This window comes from Mesorhizobium neociceri, from assembly GCF_013520985.1.
GTDB lineage: Bacteria > Pseudomonadota > Alphaproteobacteria > Rhizobiales > Rhizobiaceae > Mesorhizobium > Mesorhizobium neociceri.
Map to the genome: position 1 here is coordinate 236154 of NZ_JACDTY010000009.1, position 18252 is coordinate 254405.

General features: G+C 57.1%; 15 protein-coding genes and 5 pseudogenes. 10 read left to right on the plus strand and 10 right to left on the minus strand.

Going from position 1 to position 18252, the window contains the following annotated elements:
• Window positions 1–56: 56 nt before the first annotated feature.
• Both gfa and H0241_RS19820 read right to left on the minus strand, forming a co-directional pair.
• Window positions 57–626, minus strand: coding sequence for an S-(hydroxymethyl)glutathione synthase (gene gfa / locus H0241_RS19815; RefSeq protein WP_181059294.1), 570 nt, complete (start codon window positions 624–626; stop codon window positions 57–59).
• Window positions 627–747: 121 nt separating this feature from the next.
• Window positions 748–1875 (minus strand): S-(hydroxymethyl)glutathione dehydrogenase/class III alcohol dehydrogenase, encoded by a 1128-nt coding sequence (locus H0241_RS19820; RefSeq protein WP_181059296.1) that lies wholly within the window; start codon window positions 1873–1875, stop codon window positions 748–750.
• 957 nt (window positions 1876–2832) lie between these two features.
• Here H0241_RS19820 and H0241_RS35740 point away from each other — a divergent pair.
• Window positions 2833–3401 (plus strand): annotated as a pseudogene (locus H0241_RS35740) (ABC transporter substrate-binding protein).
• 14 nt (window positions 3402–3415) lie between these two features.
• On the opposite strand, the gene H0241_RS19835 reads toward H0241_RS35740, so the two are convergent.
• Both H0241_RS19835 and H0241_RS19845 read right to left on the minus strand, forming a co-directional pair.
• Window positions 3416–4351 (minus strand): UDP-glucuronic acid decarboxylase family protein, encoded by a 936-nt coding sequence (locus tag H0241_RS19835; RefSeq protein ID WP_181059300.1) that lies wholly within the window; start codon window positions 4349–4351, stop codon window positions 3416–3418.
• 240 nt (window positions 4352–4591) lie between these two features.
• Entirely contained in the window at window positions 4592–5275 is a 684-nt protein-coding gene (locus tag H0241_RS19845; RefSeq protein ID WP_181059302.1) for a hypothetical protein, read from the minus strand.
• Window positions 5276–5688: 413 nt separating this feature from the next.
• Between H0241_RS19845 and H0241_RS35745 the strand changes: the two genes are divergently transcribed.
• Together H0241_RS35745 and H0241_RS35750 are read left to right on the plus strand one after the other, a co-directional pair.
• Window positions 5689–6006, plus strand: a complete 318-nt coding sequence (locus H0241_RS35745) for a hypothetical protein (protein ID WP_235984367.1) — start codon at window positions 5689–5691, stop codon at window positions 6004–6006.
• Between the two features lie 298 nt (window positions 6007–6304).
• Window positions 6305–6661: an ATP-binding cassette domain-containing protein gene (locus tag H0241_RS35750; RefSeq protein WP_235984379.1), complete on the plus strand. Its 357-nt coding sequence runs from the start codon at window positions 6305–6307 to the stop codon at window positions 6659–6661.
• A gap of 235 nt (window positions 6662–6896) precedes the next feature.
• Here the strand turns inward: H0241_RS35750 and H0241_RS19855 are convergent.
• Window positions 6897–7121: pseudogene (locus tag H0241_RS19855) on the minus strand (transposase); the annotation flags it as partial.
• A 751-nt stretch (window positions 7122–7872) separates the two neighbouring features.
• Between H0241_RS19855 and H0241_RS36430 the strand changes: the two are divergent.
• Together H0241_RS36430 and H0241_RS19865 are read left to right on the plus strand one after the other, a co-directional pair.
• Window positions 7873–8601 (plus strand): FkbM family methyltransferase, encoded by a 729-nt coding sequence (locus H0241_RS36430; RefSeq protein ID WP_181059304.1) that lies wholly within the window; start codon window positions 7873–7875, stop codon window positions 8599–8601.
• Between the two features lie 152 nt (window positions 8602–8753).
• Window positions 8754–8935, plus strand: a pseudogene (locus tag H0241_RS19865) (IS110 family transposase); the annotation flags it as partial.
• Between the two features lie 216 nt (window positions 8936–9151).
• Here H0241_RS19865 and H0241_RS19875 read toward each other — a convergent pair.
• The 3 genes and pseudogenes from H0241_RS19875 to H0241_RS19885 all read right to left on the minus strand — a co-directional run.
• Window positions 9152–9586 (minus strand): annotated as a pseudogene (locus H0241_RS19875) (IS110 family transposase); the annotation flags it as partial.
• A gap of 144 nt (window positions 9587–9730) precedes the next feature.
• On the minus strand, window positions 9731–10978 hold the full coding sequence (locus H0241_RS19880; protein WP_328824766.1) for an aspartate aminotransferase family protein: 1248 nt from the start codon (window positions 10976–10978) through the stop codon (window positions 9731–9733).
• A gap of 275 nt (window positions 10979–11253) precedes the next feature.
• The gene (locus H0241_RS19885) at window positions 11254–11943 is read right to left on the minus strand and encodes a methyltransferase (RefSeq protein WP_181059310.1); all 690 of its coding nucleotides are present in this window, start codon (window positions 11941–11943) and stop codon (window positions 11254–11256) included.
• A 231-nt stretch (window positions 11944–12174) separates the two neighbouring features.
• Here H0241_RS19885 and H0241_RS36435 point away from each other — a divergent pair, with 231 nt between their 5' ends.
• From H0241_RS36435 to H0241_RS19905, 5 genes and pseudogenes are all read left to right on the plus strand, one after another.
• The gene (locus H0241_RS36435; protein ID WP_407941763.1) at window positions 12175–12405 is read left to right on the plus strand and encodes a transposase; all 231 of its coding nucleotides are present in this window, start codon (window positions 12175–12177) and stop codon (window positions 12403–12405) included.
• 15 nt (window positions 12406–12420) lie between these two features.
• The gene (locus H0241_RS19895) at window positions 12421–12939 is read left to right on the plus strand and encodes a hypothetical protein (protein WP_181059314.1); all 519 of its coding nucleotides are present in this window, start codon (window positions 12421–12423) and stop codon (window positions 12937–12939) included.
• A gap of 152 nt (window positions 12940–13091) precedes the next feature.
• Window positions 13092–13208: pseudogene (locus H0241_RS36440) on the plus strand (hypothetical protein); the annotation flags it as partial.
• A 1124-nt stretch (window positions 13209–14332) separates the two neighbouring features.
• Window positions 14333–14713, plus strand: coding sequence for a class I SAM-dependent methyltransferase (locus H0241_RS36445; RefSeq protein ID WP_181059316.1), 381 nt, complete (start codon window positions 14333–14335; stop codon window positions 14711–14713).
• A 349-nt stretch (window positions 14714–15062) separates the two neighbouring features.
• Complete coding sequence (locus tag H0241_RS19905; RefSeq protein WP_181059318.1) at window positions 15063–15890, plus strand: IclR family transcriptional regulator; 828 nt, start codon at window positions 15063–15065, stop codon at window positions 15888–15890.
• A gap of 188 nt (window positions 15891–16078) precedes the next feature.
• Here H0241_RS19905 and H0241_RS19910 read toward each other — a convergent pair whose 3' ends face one another.
• Window positions 16079–16858 carry a class I SAM-dependent methyltransferase gene (locus tag H0241_RS19910; protein ID WP_181059320.1) on the minus strand — a complete coding sequence of 260 codons (780 nt, stop codon included), beginning with the start codon at window positions 16856–16858 and terminating at the stop codon, window positions 16079–16081.
• Between the two features lie 515 nt (window positions 16859–17373).
• Window positions 17374–18105, minus strand: coding sequence for an SDR family NAD(P)-dependent oxidoreductase (locus H0241_RS19915; protein WP_181059323.1), 732 nt, complete (start codon window positions 18103–18105; stop codon window positions 17374–17376).
• Window positions 18106–18252 lie beyond the last annotated feature (147 nt).

The window sequence follows — 18252 nt, forward strand, 5'->3', positions numbered from 1 at the left end:
TGCGCGTCATCGAACGTAGCAACCGGGGCTGGGGCTCCGCGTCGCGGCTTACCAGCCTATTCGGGCAGCGCGCCCGACTTCTTCGCCGTCCAGGTGGCGATATAGTCCATCAGGCCGGGATTGAGGCAGTCATAGGGCTCGAGGCCGATCGATTTCAACTGGCCGCGAATGCCGTCCATGCGCTTCGGGTCGACACCGGATTCGATGATCGACGAGACGAAGGCGGTGAAGCCCGGCGGTGACCAGCCGTCTTCCTCGAAGCGCTCGGGATGGATGAAGGACAGACCCTTGAACGGATGATCGCGTTCGACCGGGCCGTGCATGTGGACGCCGCAGCCGGTGCAGGCATGGCGCTGGATCAACGCGCTCGGATCGACCACTTTCAGCTTGTCGCCGTTCTCGACGACAGTGACGTCGCCGGTACCGGCCACCGCAACGACCGAGAAGATCGCGCCATCAGGCTTCCAGCACTTGGTGCAGCCGCAGGCGTGGTTGTGGGCGATCTGGCCCTTCACCTTCACCTTCACAGGCTTGCTGGTGCAGGCGCAGACCAGTGTGCCGCCGGCGAAGCTTGCGCTTTCCCTGGGCAGGCCATTGTCGATTTTCGGATGCAGTTTTTCCGGCATTTTATTCCTCCCTTGTTGAACCTCAAGCAACTCAGTCGCTGGCCCTTCGGTCGGCGGCTTTCCTTCTTCTGCTTGAGCGCGATCGGACGCAAAACCGGGCGCCACTTTTGCTGATCGCGCTCTAGTAAACCACCACACTCCTGATCGACTTGCCCTCGTGCATGAGGTCAAAGCCCTTGTTGATATCCTCGAGCTTCAGCGTGTGGGTGATCATCGGGTCGATCTGGATCTTGCCGTCCATGTACCAGTCGACGATCTTCGGCACGTCGGTGCGGCCGCGCGCGCCGCCGAAGGCAGTGCCCATCCAGGTGCGCCCGGTGACCAGCTGGAACGGACGCGTCGAAATCTCCTGGCCGGCGCCGGCGACACCGATGACGACCGACTTGCCCCAGCCGCGATGCGAAGCTTCCAGCGCCTGGCGCATCACCTTGGTGCTGCCGGTGCAGTCGAAAGTGTAGTCGGCGCCGCCGATCTGGTCGGCACCGCGTGTGGTCATGTTGACGAGGTGGGGGACGATGTCGCCGTCGATCTCCTTCGGATTGACGAAATGCGTCATGCCGAATTTCTCGCCCCAGGCCTTCTTGTCGTTGTTGAGATCGACGCCGATGATCATGTCGGCGCCGGCAAGTTTTAGTCCCTGGATGACATTCAGGCCGATACCGCCGAGGCCGAAGACGACGGCGGTGGCGCCTTGCTCGACCTTGGCCGTGTTGATCACGGCACCGATGCCCGTCGTCACCCCGCAGCCGATGTAGCAGATCTTGTCGAAGGGCGCGTCGGGATTGACCTTGGCCACCGCAATCTCGGGCAGCACCGTGAAATTGGAGAAGGTCGAGCAGCCCATGTAGTGAAAGATTTTGTCCTTGCCGATCGAGAAGCGCGACGAGCCGTCGGGCATCAAGCCTTGTCCCTGCGTGGCGCGGATGGCGGTGCACAGGTTGGTCTTCCTCGACAGGCAGGACGGGCACTGGCGGCATTCCGGCGTATAGAGCGGAATGACATGGTCGCCCTTCTTGACCGAAGTGACGCCCTTGCCGACATCGACGACAACGCCGGCGCCCTCATGGCCGAGGATCGCCGGAAATAGGCCTTCCGGATCGGCGCCCGACAAAGTGAACTCATCGGTGTGGCAGATGCCGGTCGCCTTGATCTCGACCAGCACTTCTCCGTCGCGCGGACCGTCGAGGTCGACCTCCATGATCTTCAGCGGCTTTCCGGCGGCGACAGCGACTGCGGCGCGGGTTTTCATGAGACGTTTTTTCTCCAAGTATCCGGTCTTTTCCGGAAATCCGCAGTCGCCCGCAACGGATCCGGACCTCGGGCTGCGAACCGATCCGCAGCCACTCCCTAAACCGCAACCTCAATCACTAACGGAAGCACGGGATTCGTGCTTGGCGGCTCAATTCATCTTTTGGCCCAAGCCGCTTCCCCATTGAGACGTCAAGAAAGATCTCTCGGGCGGCGTTATGCCCTGGTATGTCACTGACACTGTAGCGCCAGATAATATTTCTTCAGTAACTGCCGCGCCGCCAACAACCGAACGTCGCTCCAGCCAGGGTTTTTAAACCAGCTCGAGCGAGGAAGCCCTCGAAAACCAGGCCGTTATGTCCCCTGCCGTTAATAACTGCGTCACAATGGCTGGATCTCGAATACTTGCTTGCTACGAAACCTGATGCTGAAGCAATCATGGTAGGTTTCCCCGGAATGGGTGGTCCTGGATTATTAGCGAGTCAGAGGACGCCCCAATGCGGTCGGCTCTGCACGCTTATGTAGAACGTTATTCCAAATAGGATAGCGCGTCAATTGCAGCTCGGGGCTTTTTCGCGTTACGCCCCTGGGATGGATCGCCTGTAGGTGATATGCGTGGGGATCCGGCTAATCAAGCCTCCGCCCACCTCTCGGCTCAGCCTGATGCGCCACCAGATGCGCTGTATGACCTAGTGGGAACGCAGGCGTCTTGATGTGAAAATCACACCATCAACCGGCGGCGAGCGACATACAGAACGCCGCCGCCGGTGCCGGTCTGGCCGCTCATAGGCCTCTCGCGGAGATATCGCCGGTCCAGGACCAAAGGCGATGCCAGGAAGCTTCACCTGTAGCAACGCAAAAAGGAGAGACTTGTACCAGGCGGGTGCTCTACTTTTCGGGCTTTTTTAGCACCCGTGCGGTCGATAGCGTCACCGTCGAAATCAAGACCTCAATCCCGGTGCCTCTGATGCCGGTGCTGATGAGCTATCTCGGCATCGGTAAGGCACCCGCCGACGCAACCACTCTGTCGCGCGAGCCATTGGCACCCGATCCCTATCAGTTCGTCTCCTGGACCCCTGGCCAGAGCATCCTCGTCACCAAGTTCACCGGCTACTGGGGCGAGGCGGGCGCCGTCGATAACGCAACTTACGTGTCCCGCGAGCAGTCGGCGGTGCGAGCGGCAATGGTTGCGACCGGCGAAGCCGATTTGGCGTGGGGGATCTCCTCCGTCGACGTGGATAACCCGGATGACCGACTTCACCTACCTGAATTTCGGAAACCGAGCGGCTGCGCTTCGACATCTACAAATCGCCGCTGGACGATGTGCGTGTTCGCCTGACGATCAACTACGCCATCGAGCGCAAAGGTTTGATCGGCACCGTCAACCCAGCCACCTACCAGATCGCCCAGAAATACGTGATGCCCACCATCAATGGCTTCGATCCGAATGTTCAGCCCTGTGAGTACACTCCCGAACGCGCGAAGCAGCTGGTTTCGCGCGCCAGCTGCTACGGTGCAAGGAAGTGAGCGGGAGGCGCTTCCTATGCCAATACCTTCCTGAAATAGGCGACCGTCTCTTTCAGACCGTCTTCGAGCGGCATGCGCGGCGCCCAGCCGAGCGCTTCCTTCGCGAGGCTGATGTCGGGCTGCCGCTGCTTCGGGTCGTCCCCGGGGAGCGGCAGGAAAGTGAGCTTCGATCGCCCGCCGACGGTCGCCAGCACTTTTTCCGCAAGTTCGAGCATGGTGAACTCGCCCGGATTGCCGATATTAACGGGGCCGGTGAAGGCGGCCGGACTCCCCATCAGTCGTACCATGCCGTCGATAAGGTCGTCGACATAGCAGAAGCTCCGCGTCTGTGAGCCGTCGCCATAGATCGTGATCGGCTCGCCCGTGAGCGCCCCGACGATGAAATTCGACACCACCCGTCCGTCATTGGGATGCATGCGCGGTCCATAGGTGTTGAAGATGCGCATCACCTTGATTTCGAGGCCGACCTGACGGTGATAGTCGAAAAAGAGGGTCTCAGCGCAGCGCTTGCCTTCGTCATAGCAGCTTCTGACGCCGATCGGATTGACCCGACCCCAATAGGATTCGACCTGCGGATGGATTTCCGGATCGCCATAGACCTCCGAGGTCGATGCCTGCAGGATGCGCGCCTTCAGCCGCTTGGCGAGCCCCAGCATGTTCATGGCGCCGTGCACGCTCGTCTTCGTCGTCTGGATCCGATCGTGCTGATAATGGACGGGCGAAGCCGGGCAGGCGAGATTGTAGATCTTGTCCACTTCCACATAGAGCGGGACGGTCACGTCGTGCCGCATCAGTTCGAAATCGGGATCGTCGAGGAGATGGCGGATATTGGCCTTCGAGCCGGTAAAGAAATTGTCGACGCACAGAACGTCGTGGCTCTCTGAAAGAAGCTTGTCGCAGAGATGAGAGCCGAGGAAACCTGCGCCGCCGGTGACCAGGATCTTGCTCATTCTTCAGCCACGCTGTCCCGTCGATTGGTCGCAACCCTGGATCTGACCGATCTCTGCCACTGTCGCGCAGTCAAAGGCACGCGGATAGGCAGTTCCGCCGAGCCAATCAATTTCGGCCGTTCTCGCTTAGCTGCCTCATGAACGCGGTCGCAGTCAATTTTCCGCGTCTTTTCGTGAAGTCCATAGGGCACCCGGTGATACTCACTGCCGATGAAGTTAATGGCCCAGCCATGAATGCTTTCACCAACCTACCTCCCATGGCCGGGGCTTGGCGTGGAAAACCACCGCGCGAACGCCGGTCGGGACGCGGCCGAGGCGCTGAACGTCCATCTTGTACGAACATAGTTGACCGGGGCAGATGTCTTGCCACAGGCGCCAATCGACTCCCAGGCAGCTCTGAAGAAACTCCTGATCGGACCAGAACTGCCGCATGTGGTCCGCAGGTGCGGCTGTGAACGCCTCCCACACCGCCGCCTTGATCGATTGCGGGATTGCCATGATGGCGCTTTGTAAGCCGGACGGCTCGACAACGTCGCGCATGATCACCGGACCCTCGACCGCCGCCATATCCACGAGACTGCCGACAATCGAAGTGTCCAGATCGAAAAAAAGCCAGTCGTCGGGCAGCTCCGGGCGGAACAGCTCCAATTTCGCCCACCAGCCCGGCCACCCGTGCCGGAGCGGTATTACCTCGACGCCCTGCACATTGATGTCGGAGAAGCAACGGAACTTGGCGCCCGGCAAATGCTCGGTCACCTGATCCAATAGACGGGCAACATGGCGCGGCGCGTATTCGCCGCCCGAGCGGAGCACGAAAGCAACCGTCTTCATTCTGCCAGGCCTTGCTCGAGCGTCATCTTTGGATGGTTCTGCCACCGGGAGACCTGCGGCGGCGATATTTTCGGTGACCGTGCTCATGCTCATGGGGCGATTTCTCCTCAGTCCGTGAGCGTTTGCGGGTAACCTTGCATGTCCCGTGCCAAAGGAGGAAATTATTTCAAAACAATATGATAGATCTGGCTCTGCTATGTTGCGTATCCGACATCGTCGGACATCGGACAAGGCCGAACGCGGTTGCACGACGTGTGAATTCCGTTTCCGCGCGGAGGAAGCCTGTCCCATTCCTTGGACGATGCCGGCAACCGAGACTACTAGGATTTGTCTAGTCCGCGACACGGTGCTGTTCGGCCCGGCTGCCTGCTGAGCTCTTGAGCTCTCGTTTAAGTCATTGAAGAATAAGCAGAAAAGATTCTCTAGCTCTCTTTCTGCGCAGTTGGCACGACTTTTGAGCCTCCCTCGTCGTAAGGCAGCAGCAGCTGCTGACCGGTGCTGATCTCGTGGGTGACATCGCGATCAGGAACGAAGGAAAGAAAGCAGCATGTCAGGTATGGGTCAGATACCCGCATGCCGAGCGAGCTTTTCGTCCTTACGCGGAGCTTCATTTCAGCTTTCTTGAGACCGAGCCGAGGCTTGGCGGCGCGGACGCGATCAGCTGTAACGCGGTGGTCAAAGGCTTCGGCGCCGAGGTGCGGGAAGATTATCGCCTCGCGAAAGTCATCTCCAAGTGGCGGCACCGCACCCGCCGGACCTGGGTGCGCGGGACGATCAGTGTTGGATTCCAGGCAATCATGCTTCTTGCGATGAGAGTGCTTTGATCGGCTATGCTTTATTTTCGTGGCCGCGCCGCCATGCTACCCAGGTGACATCGCCTTGGTGCTCGCGTCTTCACCGTCCTGTATGGCTCTTGCGTGATGTTTCCATATACGTGCGCAACATTCAGCGCTCTGTAAATGAGATGGAGGAACTGGTCAAACCTACAGCCAGCCGCCCGGCGTGGCCGATGTTCCGGGCGCCCAGCCGATCCGGATCACGAAGGGCCACATCGATTTTGAGAGCATCCATCTCCACTACGGCAACCATTCATCGCCCTTCTACAGCGACTTGTCGATTTCGATGGAGGCCGGCGCACGGGTCGGTCTGGTCGGCCCGTCAGGTTCCGGCAAGACCACCTTCGTCAAGCTCATCCAGCGGCTTTATGACCTTGGATGCTGGACGAATCTTGAACGACGGGCATGTCCCCGCCCGCTGCAAGCCAGCGCTCGGCCGTTCTCACGCTCATGCCAATCCGGGCGATCTGTCGCGGCGACATGCCGGTCGTCCGCAATCAAGGACTTCAGCATAGAATTCACGCGCTGGTTGCGCCTCGACCGGCGCAGGCAATCAAGTTTCGGGGAAGTTTCTACCTGTGGTCCGGCTCGGCTTCGGCGTTTCCGGCCATCTCGGACGCCATGGCCTTTCCGGCAGCGCTGACCGCCTGCGATGGCGACCGACGCCCAGGACGCAACGCTTCGCCCAGATTCTGGAAGAGATGCCAGCGGTCGGCGACCTGCGTTGCATCGGGCGCACCGCGATGGCGATGCAGGCCTCGGTCAATGGATCGAGGATGCCGTGAACAGCAAACTGGCTTCCCTTGCAGCAGGTCTCAGCCGTGACATAGAGGCTGTCCGGGCGGCGATCACCCAGCCTGGAGCACGAGCTCGGTCCTTGAGCGCGGCGGCAGGTCCTTCGGGGATCGCTCGCCACTGGCAGCCGGTCGACAAGCACATACATCAGCCCGTCGACCTCCTCGCGTATGTTGGCCCGCCGCTTGCCGCCGCCCGTCTTGCCTGGCGGGATCAGCGGCTCGATGAGCGCGCCATTCCTAGTCGGTCAGATCGCTCGGATAGCGCAGGCGGTCACGGTTGTGGTGAGCGCGGTTCTCAAGGGTCACCTCGGCACCTCCCTCTCGAATCGGCGCCAGATAAGGAATCACAACCGATTCCGACCCCGCTACCCCAAATCCGCTAACCGATTCTGCCGATTCAGAAAATGCTCCCGGACGGACACTTATACTTGGCTTTCCAACAAGATCGCATCGGAAATTTCCTGACTGCTGCAAACAAGCAAGTTTGACCAAAGCATCCTTCGTAGGGTGTTTGCGCCGGAAACGCCCCCCCAAAGCAGGCTTCATCTCCGTCATAAGTCCCAATACTGGCGTCACTCCATCAACTGAAAAGTCGTACCGGTAGTTTGTTGTTGTTTTGTTTTGATTGCCATATCTATCAGAAATGTTTCATCCTTGAAGGCATTGCTAAAAAAAACTACGTTTTTGTGACCCCGCTTGCCAAAAGATAGCATTATTACTATTTTTAACTGGTCGCCCGAAAATGAGCAAATGTAGAATTTCTATGGCATTGATATCATATAACCAGTGTCAATCAAGCTGCAGATCCGAAGTAATATTCGGCTTTCTCGCACCCGTCGTCGAGGCTCTTGGCAAATAACTCTGCGGACTTCAGTTGTACCTCTGGTAATCCATTTTGAATGTGGTGACACTTTCTTACCGACATATTTTCGTGGATGCACTCGAAGAAAGAGAATTGAGAAGTCGCCTACGCGGCCGCAAGAATTGCTGCAGATAAGCTTCGCATCGCCGGGCCGCTCATTTCAAATGAAACGGTCCACAACAGAAAGGGCACGCCATGAGGCAAATTGACGAATTTACGCTGGCAGCTATCTCGGTGGTGGTGAAGAACGCAGTCCTTCATAGGCTAAGCGCTATTCACGCACCGCTCTCGTTTGTGCAAGTGGGAGGAAATGACGGGATCACTGAAGATCCAATCCACGATTTCATCGTACAATATGGCTGGATTGGTGTGATCGTCGAACCTGTACCATCCCTGTTCGAACGTCTAAGGCAAACGTATCGCGAGATGACGGGCGTCCAATTCGAGATGTGCGCATGCTCCGACTCATCGGGCATCGTTACCTTCTATCACGTCAACACCGAGAATGAACTTGGCTTGCAACTCTCGAGCTTTAGCTCAGAAACCATAATGCGACACGCTGACAGTATACCAAACCTAAAGGATCTAATTGTCCCGATTGAGGTTTCCGTAAAACGCGTATCTCAGATCATTGATGACGCAACAAAAGACAAGATTGATGCTATATTCGTTGATGCGGAAGGACACGACGATAGAGTTGTTCGCGGAATCGACCTCAATCGGCACCGGCCCCAGATAATATATATTGAGCATAAACACCTGAGCTATAAACAAGTTCGGTGCTTGGATCGACACCTTTTTGACGCCGAGTATCGGCCCCTTCGCCTATATAATGACACGCTATACTATCTTGGTAGTGGGACAGTATCAAACTATTGCGCCAGTTTTCACCCTCTGTCGAACGCATGCTTTGCTCGAATCTAGATGAGGTAACGGGCCGCCAAGCGGGCCGCTCACGTCGCTGCGGCGCTTGAGTGGCGCGCCCGCTCGCGGCTTGCTTGGCGGTGAGGTGGTCGTCCCTCACACTGGTGGTGTTCAGGGAGTCGGGACTGGCCCGCTCCAGGGATGGACGTGTCATTGGAATACTCAAGATCGTTCGCGAAACCAGGGTGGCGAGCAGCCGGAGGCATTGATTGCCTGGTTTGCCTCGCTCGGCCTTCCTCTGGCGCGGATCGGGCTGGAAGCCGGGCCGCTGTCGCAATGGCTCTTTGCTGCGATGCAGCAGGCGGGACAGGCCGTCGAGCTGCCGGAGACGCGACAAGGCGATTCCGGCGGTTCTCGAAGTGCGTGACGTCGCCGAGTTCCGCGATCACGGTCGCGGCCGTCACAAGGGCCATTCCGCGAAGCCCGCCAGCAGCTCTCCGGATTTCTGTTGCGTCACGGATTCCACCACAGTCGTCCCGCCTGGACGCACATGCATCGCCGTTGGCTGGCTGGGCCACGATTCGAGCAGCCCGCCCAACACATCGGCCTGCCGCAAGCTACGAACCGCGGCCAGGCGTGCGCGAACCAGATCGCGCATTGCCTCATGGGCAAGGTCGGGAATCCATACGGGCGTTAGTTCGCCGGCCGATGCAGCTTCGCCAGATTGGTGGCGTCCCGACGGTCCGTCTTGGTCCGATCTCCCGACTTGCGAGGGATCAGCGACAGCGCGACCACCACACAGTCATGCCCCGCCGCGGTCAGTTGCCGCTGAATGCCGTAGCCGCACGGTCCGGCCTCGTAGCAGAACCGCAGCAGCGCTCCCGGCTGGGAGAGCTTGCTCAAAAGGCGCCACAAGGCCGCAGGGGTATTTGGGATCTGCCCGTGTTCGCCGAACTTCTCCGCTTTTGCTCCCGTCCGCCACAGCGACCGAAATCGTTTCTTTGTGAACATCCACACCGACGAAGATGATATGCTCATGGCCCATCTCGTATGCATGAGGCTCGGCGCCGGGATATCCGGCGCAACCCTCGAAACCTGCATACTGTGAGACAGGACGCCCTACCTCAGGCGAACATGTGGTCTAGGGTGAGGGGAATCTTGTCAGCGATCATACGGTGACAAGCCCCCATCACCTATCAACCGGCAATCCTAAGAGCGAAGCGTCAACCGATTCACCCAAAAGTCCGACGATTGTCTCGAGGTCCTTCTCACCGGCAATGAGCGGGGGACAAACGACGACGTGATCGCCGTTAACCCCGTCGACAGTTCCTCCGAGTGCGTGCGTAATGAGCCCTCTTGACAGGGCCTCTCGATATATCCGCGGACTTAGGCCACGTTCGGCCGGGAATGGAGCTTTGGTCTCGCGGTCCTGAACCAGTTCAAGCGTCATCAACATACCTCGACCCCGTATGTCGCCAACGTGCGGATGTTGAGCGAACCTGTCTTGCAGCCGCTGCGCGAGCACACTCCCCATTGCCTTCACTTGGTCGAGAAAGCCAGGGGCCCGCAGGAACTTCTGCACTGCAATTGCTGCCGCACATGCGGTCGCGTGACCCGAGTACGTGTATCCGCCTTTGAAGGTTCCTGAACCTGAGACGATGGCATCGTAGACCCTCTGGTTAACCATCGTCGCGCCAATCGGTTGGTATCCAGCCGCAATGCCTTTCGCAAATGTCAGGAAGTCAGGAGCCACGCCATCCTGCTCGCAGGCATGCAGAGTGCCGGTTCGGCCTAAGCCACAGAAAACCTCGTCCAAAACGAGCAGAACACCGTACTTGTCACAGATCTCGCGAATCCGCTTGAAATAGCCCGGAACTGGTGGAGTAGCACCGTTGGTTGTGCCGGTAACCGTTTCCGCGACAAAGGCCATTACCGTGTCGGGACCAAGTCCCAGGATTGCCTGTTCCAATTCATTGGCTGCACGCAATCCGTATTGCTCCGGCGCTTCGCTTTCCAATCGCCCCCTGTATTCGTAGCAGGGCGAAATATGAAATACGCTCGGAAGTATCTCTTCGAAGGGTGTGCGGCGCGCTACCTGGTAGCCAATGCCAAGTCCCGTCAGGCCAGCACCGTGATAGCTAGCCCGGCGGCCGATGACTTTCTTTCGCCGCGGCTGACCAATCTCCACGAAATATTGTCGAGCCATCATGACGGCTGTTTCAACCGCCTCGGACCCGCTATTGGCAAAAAATACGCGGGTTAGGCCTTCCGGAGCATCGGTCGTCAGAATGGACGCAAGTTCCTCGAGCGGCTCCGAGGTGAACATAGCGGAGTGGAAGAAGGCCATCTTCCCTATTTGATCCCGAACGGCCTCTATAACCGATTCCTGGCTGTGACCAAGGCACGAGACGCAGGCGCCGCCAGCGTAGCCGTCGATCTATCGCTTGCCATCCTTGTCGATTATGTACATCCCATCACCCGCCACTGCCACGGGCATCCTGCGGGCCGGGAGCCTGTGGAATACGCTGGTCATCAACTTGTCTTCCGAGTTTGCGAGCGATGCAAAACTGCAGCCGCTCCATTTTGCCTGGTATATCGATCCAAGTCGGTCATGCGGTCTCTCACACTCGTTTGGCGACACTTCATCAGAAGGACGTTTTATAAATCACCTGAGACATCGAGGCAGAGAACCTCTTATGACAGGCTCGGCCATCATTCACCGGGAAGCGGCCAAATCTCATATAAATGGAGATTGATCATGCCGTCAGAAGTAAATTTCTTGCTCGCAATCAACCTATGAGGAAGACTTAATTTTTCCAACTTGTCCGTAATCGCAGATTCGTTTCGAGATACATTGTAAGCTAATATCATTGTACCAGTTTTCGTTAAATACGTTCCAGACTCCTGCAGGAACCTATTGAGTAATGACCCGCCTGGATCGAAACTGCTGTATTCGATCATGCTGGAGAATTCAAAGTTCTCTGGAACACGGGTTGATGGCGAATGGAAGACAATGTAGTCAAAACGCGAGTTTTGATCAACACTCTTATAGAGATCGCTTTGAATGCTAGTGATGTTAGTAATTTCGTTTCGGTGAGCGTTGGCGAGCGTGTTGGTAATAGCGTTCGGATTTAAATCGGTGGCAAGCACGTGGGAAGCGCCATTCTTCGCCAAGAATAAAGCAGTGAGGCCGCATCCGCATCCGAGTTCGAGCACGCGTTTTCCAGCCGTTGGGGGTACATTTTCTGTTACCCAACGGCCAGTAACGTTATTATCATCGTCCCAGAATACATCTTTATGTACCTCTATATCTAATCCAAGACAACTAGCATACTTCGGGAATTCAGATACCTGACTTTCTGCTAGGCGCTTTCTTACGTACGATACCCTATCAATGTTCATGCGAGATTCTCCTGTCATCAGCGATCAAAGGGATACTATAACCGCCGGGGGCAATTTTCAGGATGAATTGTTCATGTAATTTTCCTTGCAGCGATATGAAAAAGTCGCCGGGCCCTCGGCCAGAGGCTGTTAGACACGGATAAATACGCTACCCGTCTCCCCTCGGCTTGTGCGCAAGCCAAGCTCGATGACGATATGCGTCGGCTGACGACGATACCCGGGGTCTGAGCGATCACCGCGGCATCCGTAATGGCGTTGGAGCCTGACGCCGATGGATTCAAGTCCGGCCGTCATTTTGCCGCCTGGTTGGGACTGACAACGACTTCCATTCGAGCGGCGGCAAGGAGCGGCTCGGAAGAACCTCAAAAAATAGGCTATCCGGTGCTGCGCTCGTTGCCCGTCCTTGGCGCCACAACATCCATGTCGCGGCGGGCGAAAGACACCCCCGATGCTCCCAGATAGCTTGCCGCGCTTCTCATGTGCCGCCCGATCAAGGTTGTCGCCGTTGCGTTGGCCAACAAACTGGCGCGTATCATCTGCGCTCTGCTCGTAAAGGAAGGGGCTATCAAAACAGGGTTGCGGCAGGCGCCTAGCGTAAGGCCAGCTCAACCCACAAACTGGTTGGCGGCAACGCCGGGCAGCGGCGAGGTACAAAAGCAGACAATGAATCCGATGGGGCGAAGGCCCGGGGTGCTATTCGACCCGACCATGCCCGTCAAAGGCGCTTTCAATCGCGCGCAACTCATTGTAAACGCCCTGAAATACGGACGTTTATGGGCGGAAACTAGGCTAGCACTGATTCTGCAGGAGCGGCGAGGTTTCACGCGCCAGGATTTCGCACGTGTTCATCTGGGTGGAAGTCTCGGACGGGAGCTGATGCAAGTACGCGACCTGATGTGGCCACTTGAAGCGATCCCGATTTTCCGGCCAAATACACCGCTGTCGATGGCGTCCTCTTCGATGTGCCGCGCCCCCGAAAGTTGGGCGTCGGCGTAGTCATCGGCGAGCAGGGGAAGAAGGTCTTAGAGATTTTGGGCGGGGAGTTCATCGGCGGACTAAGTTGAGCATAGCGCAAGTCCCGACCTCAGCGATCCAGTGGAGCGGCATATGCAGCGGCCCTTCGCCACAGTTCCGGGCACGCGTCTCTCGACCGAGCCGCGCAGCTCTTCCGTGAGCACGAAATCGAGCTGATGCCAGTGCACGATGAGCAGGAAGAGTTCGTGGGCCTGATATTTCGCCAGGACGTGCTGAAGCCATCCGGATGATGCGCGCCCTAGCGAACAAGTTCGAAATCGTGTTCAGATATCTAAGCGGCCACAGGATTTGTACTCCCACACTCCGGGATTGTGTAACTGTGAGCCGCAGAGCGGTGGCGACCTCGATCTAGGCAGTACCAGGGTCAGGGGGCCTCGGCGTGTTCCGTGCCGAGGTGAGAAATGTCGAAATGTCTTTATCAAAATAATAGCTGCATGAGTGTCTCATGCCCGACTTTGTTAGATTGCAGACAATGCGGAGTGGACAGTCGTGCCCCTGCCGAAGTCGCTCGTGAGCGCGCGCCCTCAACAGCGCTGAAGCGAGCGAGCGGCGTTGCGGTGACCATCGATGTTCCCCGGCAAGGTCGGGGGTTGCTGATAGCAAACTGGTTCGAAGGAACCGCCGAAGACCGACCACATGTTGACCAGTTAAGTTTTGGAGAAGACCCCCGACGCTAAAATTCGAGCTTTCCCGAAGATGGGGTGGGCGGCCAACTATTCGAGCGGGAACGCTCGGTGCAATGCACTTCCACTGCGAGTCGCCCGGTGCCAACTCCTCTTCCCTACCGGCCACGCTCCTGCCTCCTCTGCTCGTTTGACCCTGGCCTGCCTGTCGAGGAAGCGTTCCGCGGCAACTACTATCATCCCCAGCCTCATTAGCTTTCACTCAATTCCAAGGCCCAGGGCCAGTTCGAAACGCATCCTATCCCCCTGCGCGGCAGCACGGTCAATCCTGCCCGAGAGCAAGATATATCGTCCCAACCCGTAAGCGCTTCGCGTTCGGCGCCTCTCCAATGTCCGACAATTTCGGATACGCAGATCTATCACAGCCTTTAAACGGTTTCTCAATTGGCATGGTACGTGCCTGGTCATCTGCAAACACGTCACGGACCAAGGAAATTGTTCCATGATCACCTCACCAAAAAACACCGGTGCGGCGGGTCTCCCGGACCCATCCAAGGATGACGCTCGAGTGAGGCCTGGCGTCCGCGGATCGCAGGCGCTATCGCGGCTGCTCCAATACCCGCGAGTGCGCAAGATTCTCGACGTCGGGTCCGTAGCCGGCGAGCACGCCGCAATGATCCGGGCGACGCGCCGGAGCACGGTTATGGTCGACTTGGCGCCGCCTGCCGATCATGTCGGCGATTTCATGGAATGGCGGCGGCTATCGCCACTTCGATGCGGTGTGGGTCTGCCACGTGCTGGAGCATCAACCGAATCCGAACGCATTCGTGAGGGCATACCTGGATCGCCTTCGACCAGGCGGCCTCATCGTTGCGACGGTTCCGCCGACGAAGAATCAGATTGTGGGCCGAAATGTGTCGCTCTGGAACGCGGGGCTTCTCCTTTATCACCTGATCTTGGCGGGGTTCGATTGCCGCCGTGCGAGCGTAAGAACTATGCCAGCGGACAGGGTATCCGGTCTACAATATCAGCATTGTCGCCACAGCGCCGGGGCTCCCGATCCGCCTGCCTCCGCTCAGGATGGACGCTGGCGATATCGAGCGCCTGGCTGACTTCTTTCCTTGCCCGGTCCGTCAGGGATTCGACGGTCGGCTTCCCGACATAAACTGGTGATCGGATGGATCGTCTCACTGACCATTACCACCCCGGCAAGCGACCTGCAGTTGCTGACCATAACGCAAATTCACTAGCTCGCCGACGAGAAGGGCTCTTGCGACGACGTGAAGTTGACTGCTTTCGGCCTCCGCATTCGGTTGGTCCACCGACGCTGCGTTGCGAGAGGCTGACAAAGACACTCCGGTCCGTTGCAATCGAGGAACTAACGTTGGCTCGCCTCCATCACCAGCATCGTGGATGCTTCTGTGACCATCGACACAGAATACTTTATATATTGTCATAACAATGTCCAACATTCTTATCAAACGGTGCTTAGATACAATCGATCTCTTAGCGACTGAAGCGAAAAGCCTGCGCCTCGAAGATATCGTCGAGCATCTCGATTTGCCGAATAGCGCAGTCTGTCGATTTCTATCGGTGCTTTGCCTAATTGGCTGGCTCGAGCAGGATTCCCAAACCGGCCTCTATCGTCTAACGCTGCGACTTGCTGTTCTCGGGCAAAGGCTCCTGTCTGCAACCAAAACCCCTGATATCTGCCAATTTATCGTGAATCGCCTTGCTCGGGACAGCCAAGAACTCGTGCGTGTGGCTACCGTCCAAGAGGACGGTCTTGTTTGGATTGCCTACGCGCAAGGCGCGAAGGCTGGCCTCATATACGAACCGGAGACGACGGCAGAAGTGCCGTTACAAGTCACTGCCGACGGGAAGGCTTGGCTCGCAACTCTTACTGCCGAAGCCGCGGTCAAGGCAGTACTGAAAAATGGGTTCGGACATCCAGACAGCCATGGACCCAATGCCGTTCGGACCATTGAGGGAATCCTAGGCCAACTCGAAGTCACACGAGAACAAGGCTGGGCCTTGGCGGTGGAAGAAGCCGAACCTGGCGTGATATCGATAGCTTCGGCAATACGTCCAAAGGCCGGATCACCAGTCGGAACGGTGAGTGTCTCTGGTCCAAGCCTTCGGTTGGGCGGTGAAAGAATTCTGGAAATATCGCGGCTGATCTCCATTGCGGCGAACGATCTTGCGGCGTTTTGGCCGCTGCGACATAGACCGTATTATTGCAATTCCGTCAGGATGATCGCCTTAGGCAGCGGGCGATACCCTCGCTGACAAGGGCGATCCATCCGAGACCCACATGCTATGGCGGGAATGACGGAACAATTGGCCGCATAAAAGAAGACCTCGATCTACCTTAGCCAGGCCGCCGAACTGTCTCAACAAGCGGCGCCACCTCACTCATCGTGCGGTATGCATTCAATCGAGCGCATACTGCACGAAACATCTCCGGCCGGGTCTCTTCAGTTCGTGGCTTTTCGGAACACCGACATGTATTGCCGAGATGCATTCTCAAAAGGGCGCCTCTGCCAATCTTCGTAACGCTCGATAAGCTCAAGTCCGCTGATCCTTGCAAGCAAGTCGAGCTCGGTTGGATAGACATAACGCATCTTAAGCGGTATCAGTTTGTTTCCGGAGGCTGTGATCAAAAGGTCCTGAGAAATAAAAAGTTGCTGATTTCGTTCGTGTCTGGCAAAGCGCACCATCACCCGCCGCTCGTCCGTATGCATAACGGTGGTTCTCTGGTCTCCGTATACGCCTGAATGTGAGAAGTCGGCGGTATAAGGGTAGTATAAATCCAAAACGACTCGGCCATCTGGCCTTAGCGCCTTCACAATTGATTCAAAGCAGCTTATTTGCTGATCGGCCGTTGCCATAAGTGAGAATGTACTATTTACACAGTATACCAGATCATATTGAATTCCAAGATCGAACATTGCCATATCGCCAAAGTGTGTCGTGACCGAACCACCTCCTTTCCTCGCGTGAAGGGAGGCAAGCATCTTTTCCGAGTTATCGAGACCATGAACCGATGCCCCTGTCTCCGCGAGGGGTAGGGCGATATGGCCATTTCCGACACCAAGTTCGAGCGCAGTTCCGTTCTTGAGGTAGGACTTGAGGAAGCCGACTGCATGCGCGTTCTCGGCGGATTTATTGCGCACGTCCGCATATTCGTCATAGACGTCGTGCCATATTTCGCCATACTGTGTATAAAGGTCCGGATCTCGTACCTGATCTTTCATGATGGAATTCCTTTCTCGCGGGTTTGTCTTTCCTCTTTAAGCTGTATTATACTGCATCGTCTCGCGAGGGATTGGCTCTCACTTTGCAGATGAATGCGGCTGCCATCCCCCACGGCCCACTCTGCATAGGGTTCAAAGCGCGTGCCAATTTGTTTGGCCGGTCCGAAAAAAGGTTTGTGATAATTTTCAGCTAGTTAGACTTGGCAAAGCAGGAGACCTGTAAAACATGTATGTCGCGGACCGGACAATTTGACAATTCGGGTCTTCTCTGATTGGCGTCGTTGAGGTCAAGCTACTCGCTCTTCTTTTCCGGTCGTTTCGTCCGCGGGTCACGCGCTTCTCGTCGCGGTCGTGGCTGCGCGCAAAAAAGGCCGAGAGGTCAGTGGCACTCTGGGGCACGGTTGGTACCGTCCTCGACTCCTCACACAGTGCGAAAACTAATTCAAGGCTACCGAATATGACCCAGAGACCTCTCTCTCGATCCTGAGAGGATGTGATCGGGCAGGCGCAAAGACTCAATAGCTCGATCTTCCACCCGAAAGATCGAACACACCTGCCGTGGAAAACGAGCACTCGTCACCTGCGAGCCAAGCGACCATAGCCGCAACTTCGTTCACGGAGCAGAAACGCTTCATTGGAATGCGGTTGAGAATGTAAGTGCGGCGCTGGTCCGCAATCTCATCAATCATACCGCCGTCAACTGCGGTTGGTGTGATACAGTTCACCAAGATCCCGCTTGTGGCGAGCTCCTTGCCAAGTGTCTTGGTCAGAGCGATGACCCCTGCCTTGGAGGCAGCGTATGCTCCAGCGAGCTCCGTCCCTTCCTTAGCTTGAACCGAGGCTATGTTAACGATTCGGCCATAGCCAGCTTGAACCATGTCGATTGCCACTGCCTTACAACAGACAAATGTGCCTGTCAGGTTCACCTCTGTTACGCGGCGCCACGTCTCGATCGTGATTTCCAGCACAGGCGTGACAGGGCCTAGAAGCCCGGCATTGTTGATCAAGATTTGAACCGGTCCGAGAGCTTCACGAACCGACGCTAGCGCCATTTCGACGTCAGCTGGCACGGTGACGTCGCAATGGATCCGAAGGACCGAATCGTGACTCTTTTCTTTGCTCGCCGCGAGGTCAAACACCGCAACGCGCGCGCCCTCCCGAAGGAGTCGCGCTACGATTGCGCGGCCGATCCCACCGTGTCCACCCGTTACAATCGCTACCCGTCCTTCAAGAGTCGCTGTGTTCATCTAAGTTTCCTGTCTACCCACGTCGCTGAACGCTTTCTTCCCTTAATCCTGATCGTCCACTCCACCCACCGCACGTTGTGCATAGCGTGATCGGCAATTCCCATCTGATAGTCCGTCGTCAACCCCAAAAGGGGTACGGGCCTTAAG

What these genes read in the sequence shown, in the direction of transcription:
- H0241_RS19845 (WP_181059302.1), bottom strand. Translation starts at nt 5,275, where the DNA reads ATGAGCATGAGCACGGTCACCGAAAATATCGCCGCCGCAGGTCTCCCG.
- gfa (WP_181059294.1), bottom strand. Translation starts at nt 626, where the DNA reads ATGCCGGAAAAACTGCATCCGAAAATCGACAATGGCCTGCCCAGGGAA.
- H0241_RS19885 (WP_181059310.1), bottom strand. Translation starts at nt 11,943, where the DNA reads ATGAACATTGATAGGGTATCGTACGTAAGAAAGCGCCTAGCAGAAAGT.
- H0241_RS19835 (WP_181059300.1), bottom strand. Translation starts at nt 4,351, where the DNA reads ATGAGCAAGATCCTGGTCACCGGCGGCGCAGGTTTCCTCGGCTCTCAT.
- H0241_RS19905 (WP_181059318.1), top strand. Translation starts at nt 15,063, where the DNA reads ATGTCCAACATTCTTATCAAACGGTGCTTAGATACAATCGATCTCTTA.
- H0241_RS19910 (WP_181059320.1), bottom strand. Translation starts at nt 16,858, where the DNA reads ATGAAAGATCAGGTACGAGATCCGGACCTTTATACACAGTATGGCGAA.
- H0241_RS36430 (WP_181059304.1), top strand. Translation starts at nt 7,873, where the DNA reads ATGAGGCAAATTGACGAATTTACGCTGGCAGCTATCTCGGTGGTGGTG.
- H0241_RS35750 (WP_235984379.1), top strand. Translation starts at nt 6,305, where the DNA reads ATGGAGGCCGGCGCACGGGTCGGTCTGGTCGGCCCGTCAGGTTCCGGC.
- H0241_RS19895 (WP_181059314.1), top strand. Translation starts at nt 12,421, where the DNA reads ATGTGCCGCCCGATCAAGGTTGTCGCCGTTGCGTTGGCCAACAAACTG.
- H0241_RS19915 (WP_181059323.1), bottom strand. Translation starts at nt 18,105, where the DNA reads ATGAACACAGCGACTCTTGAAGGACGGGTAGCGATTGTAACGGGTGGA.
- H0241_RS19820 (WP_181059296.1), bottom strand. Translation starts at nt 1,875, where the DNA reads ATGAAAACCCGCGCCGCAGTCGCTGTCGCCGCCGGAAAGCCGCTGAAG.
- H0241_RS36445 (WP_181059316.1), top strand. Translation starts at nt 14,333, where the DNA reads ATGTCGGCGATTTCATGGAATGGCGGCGGCTATCGCCACTTCGATGCG.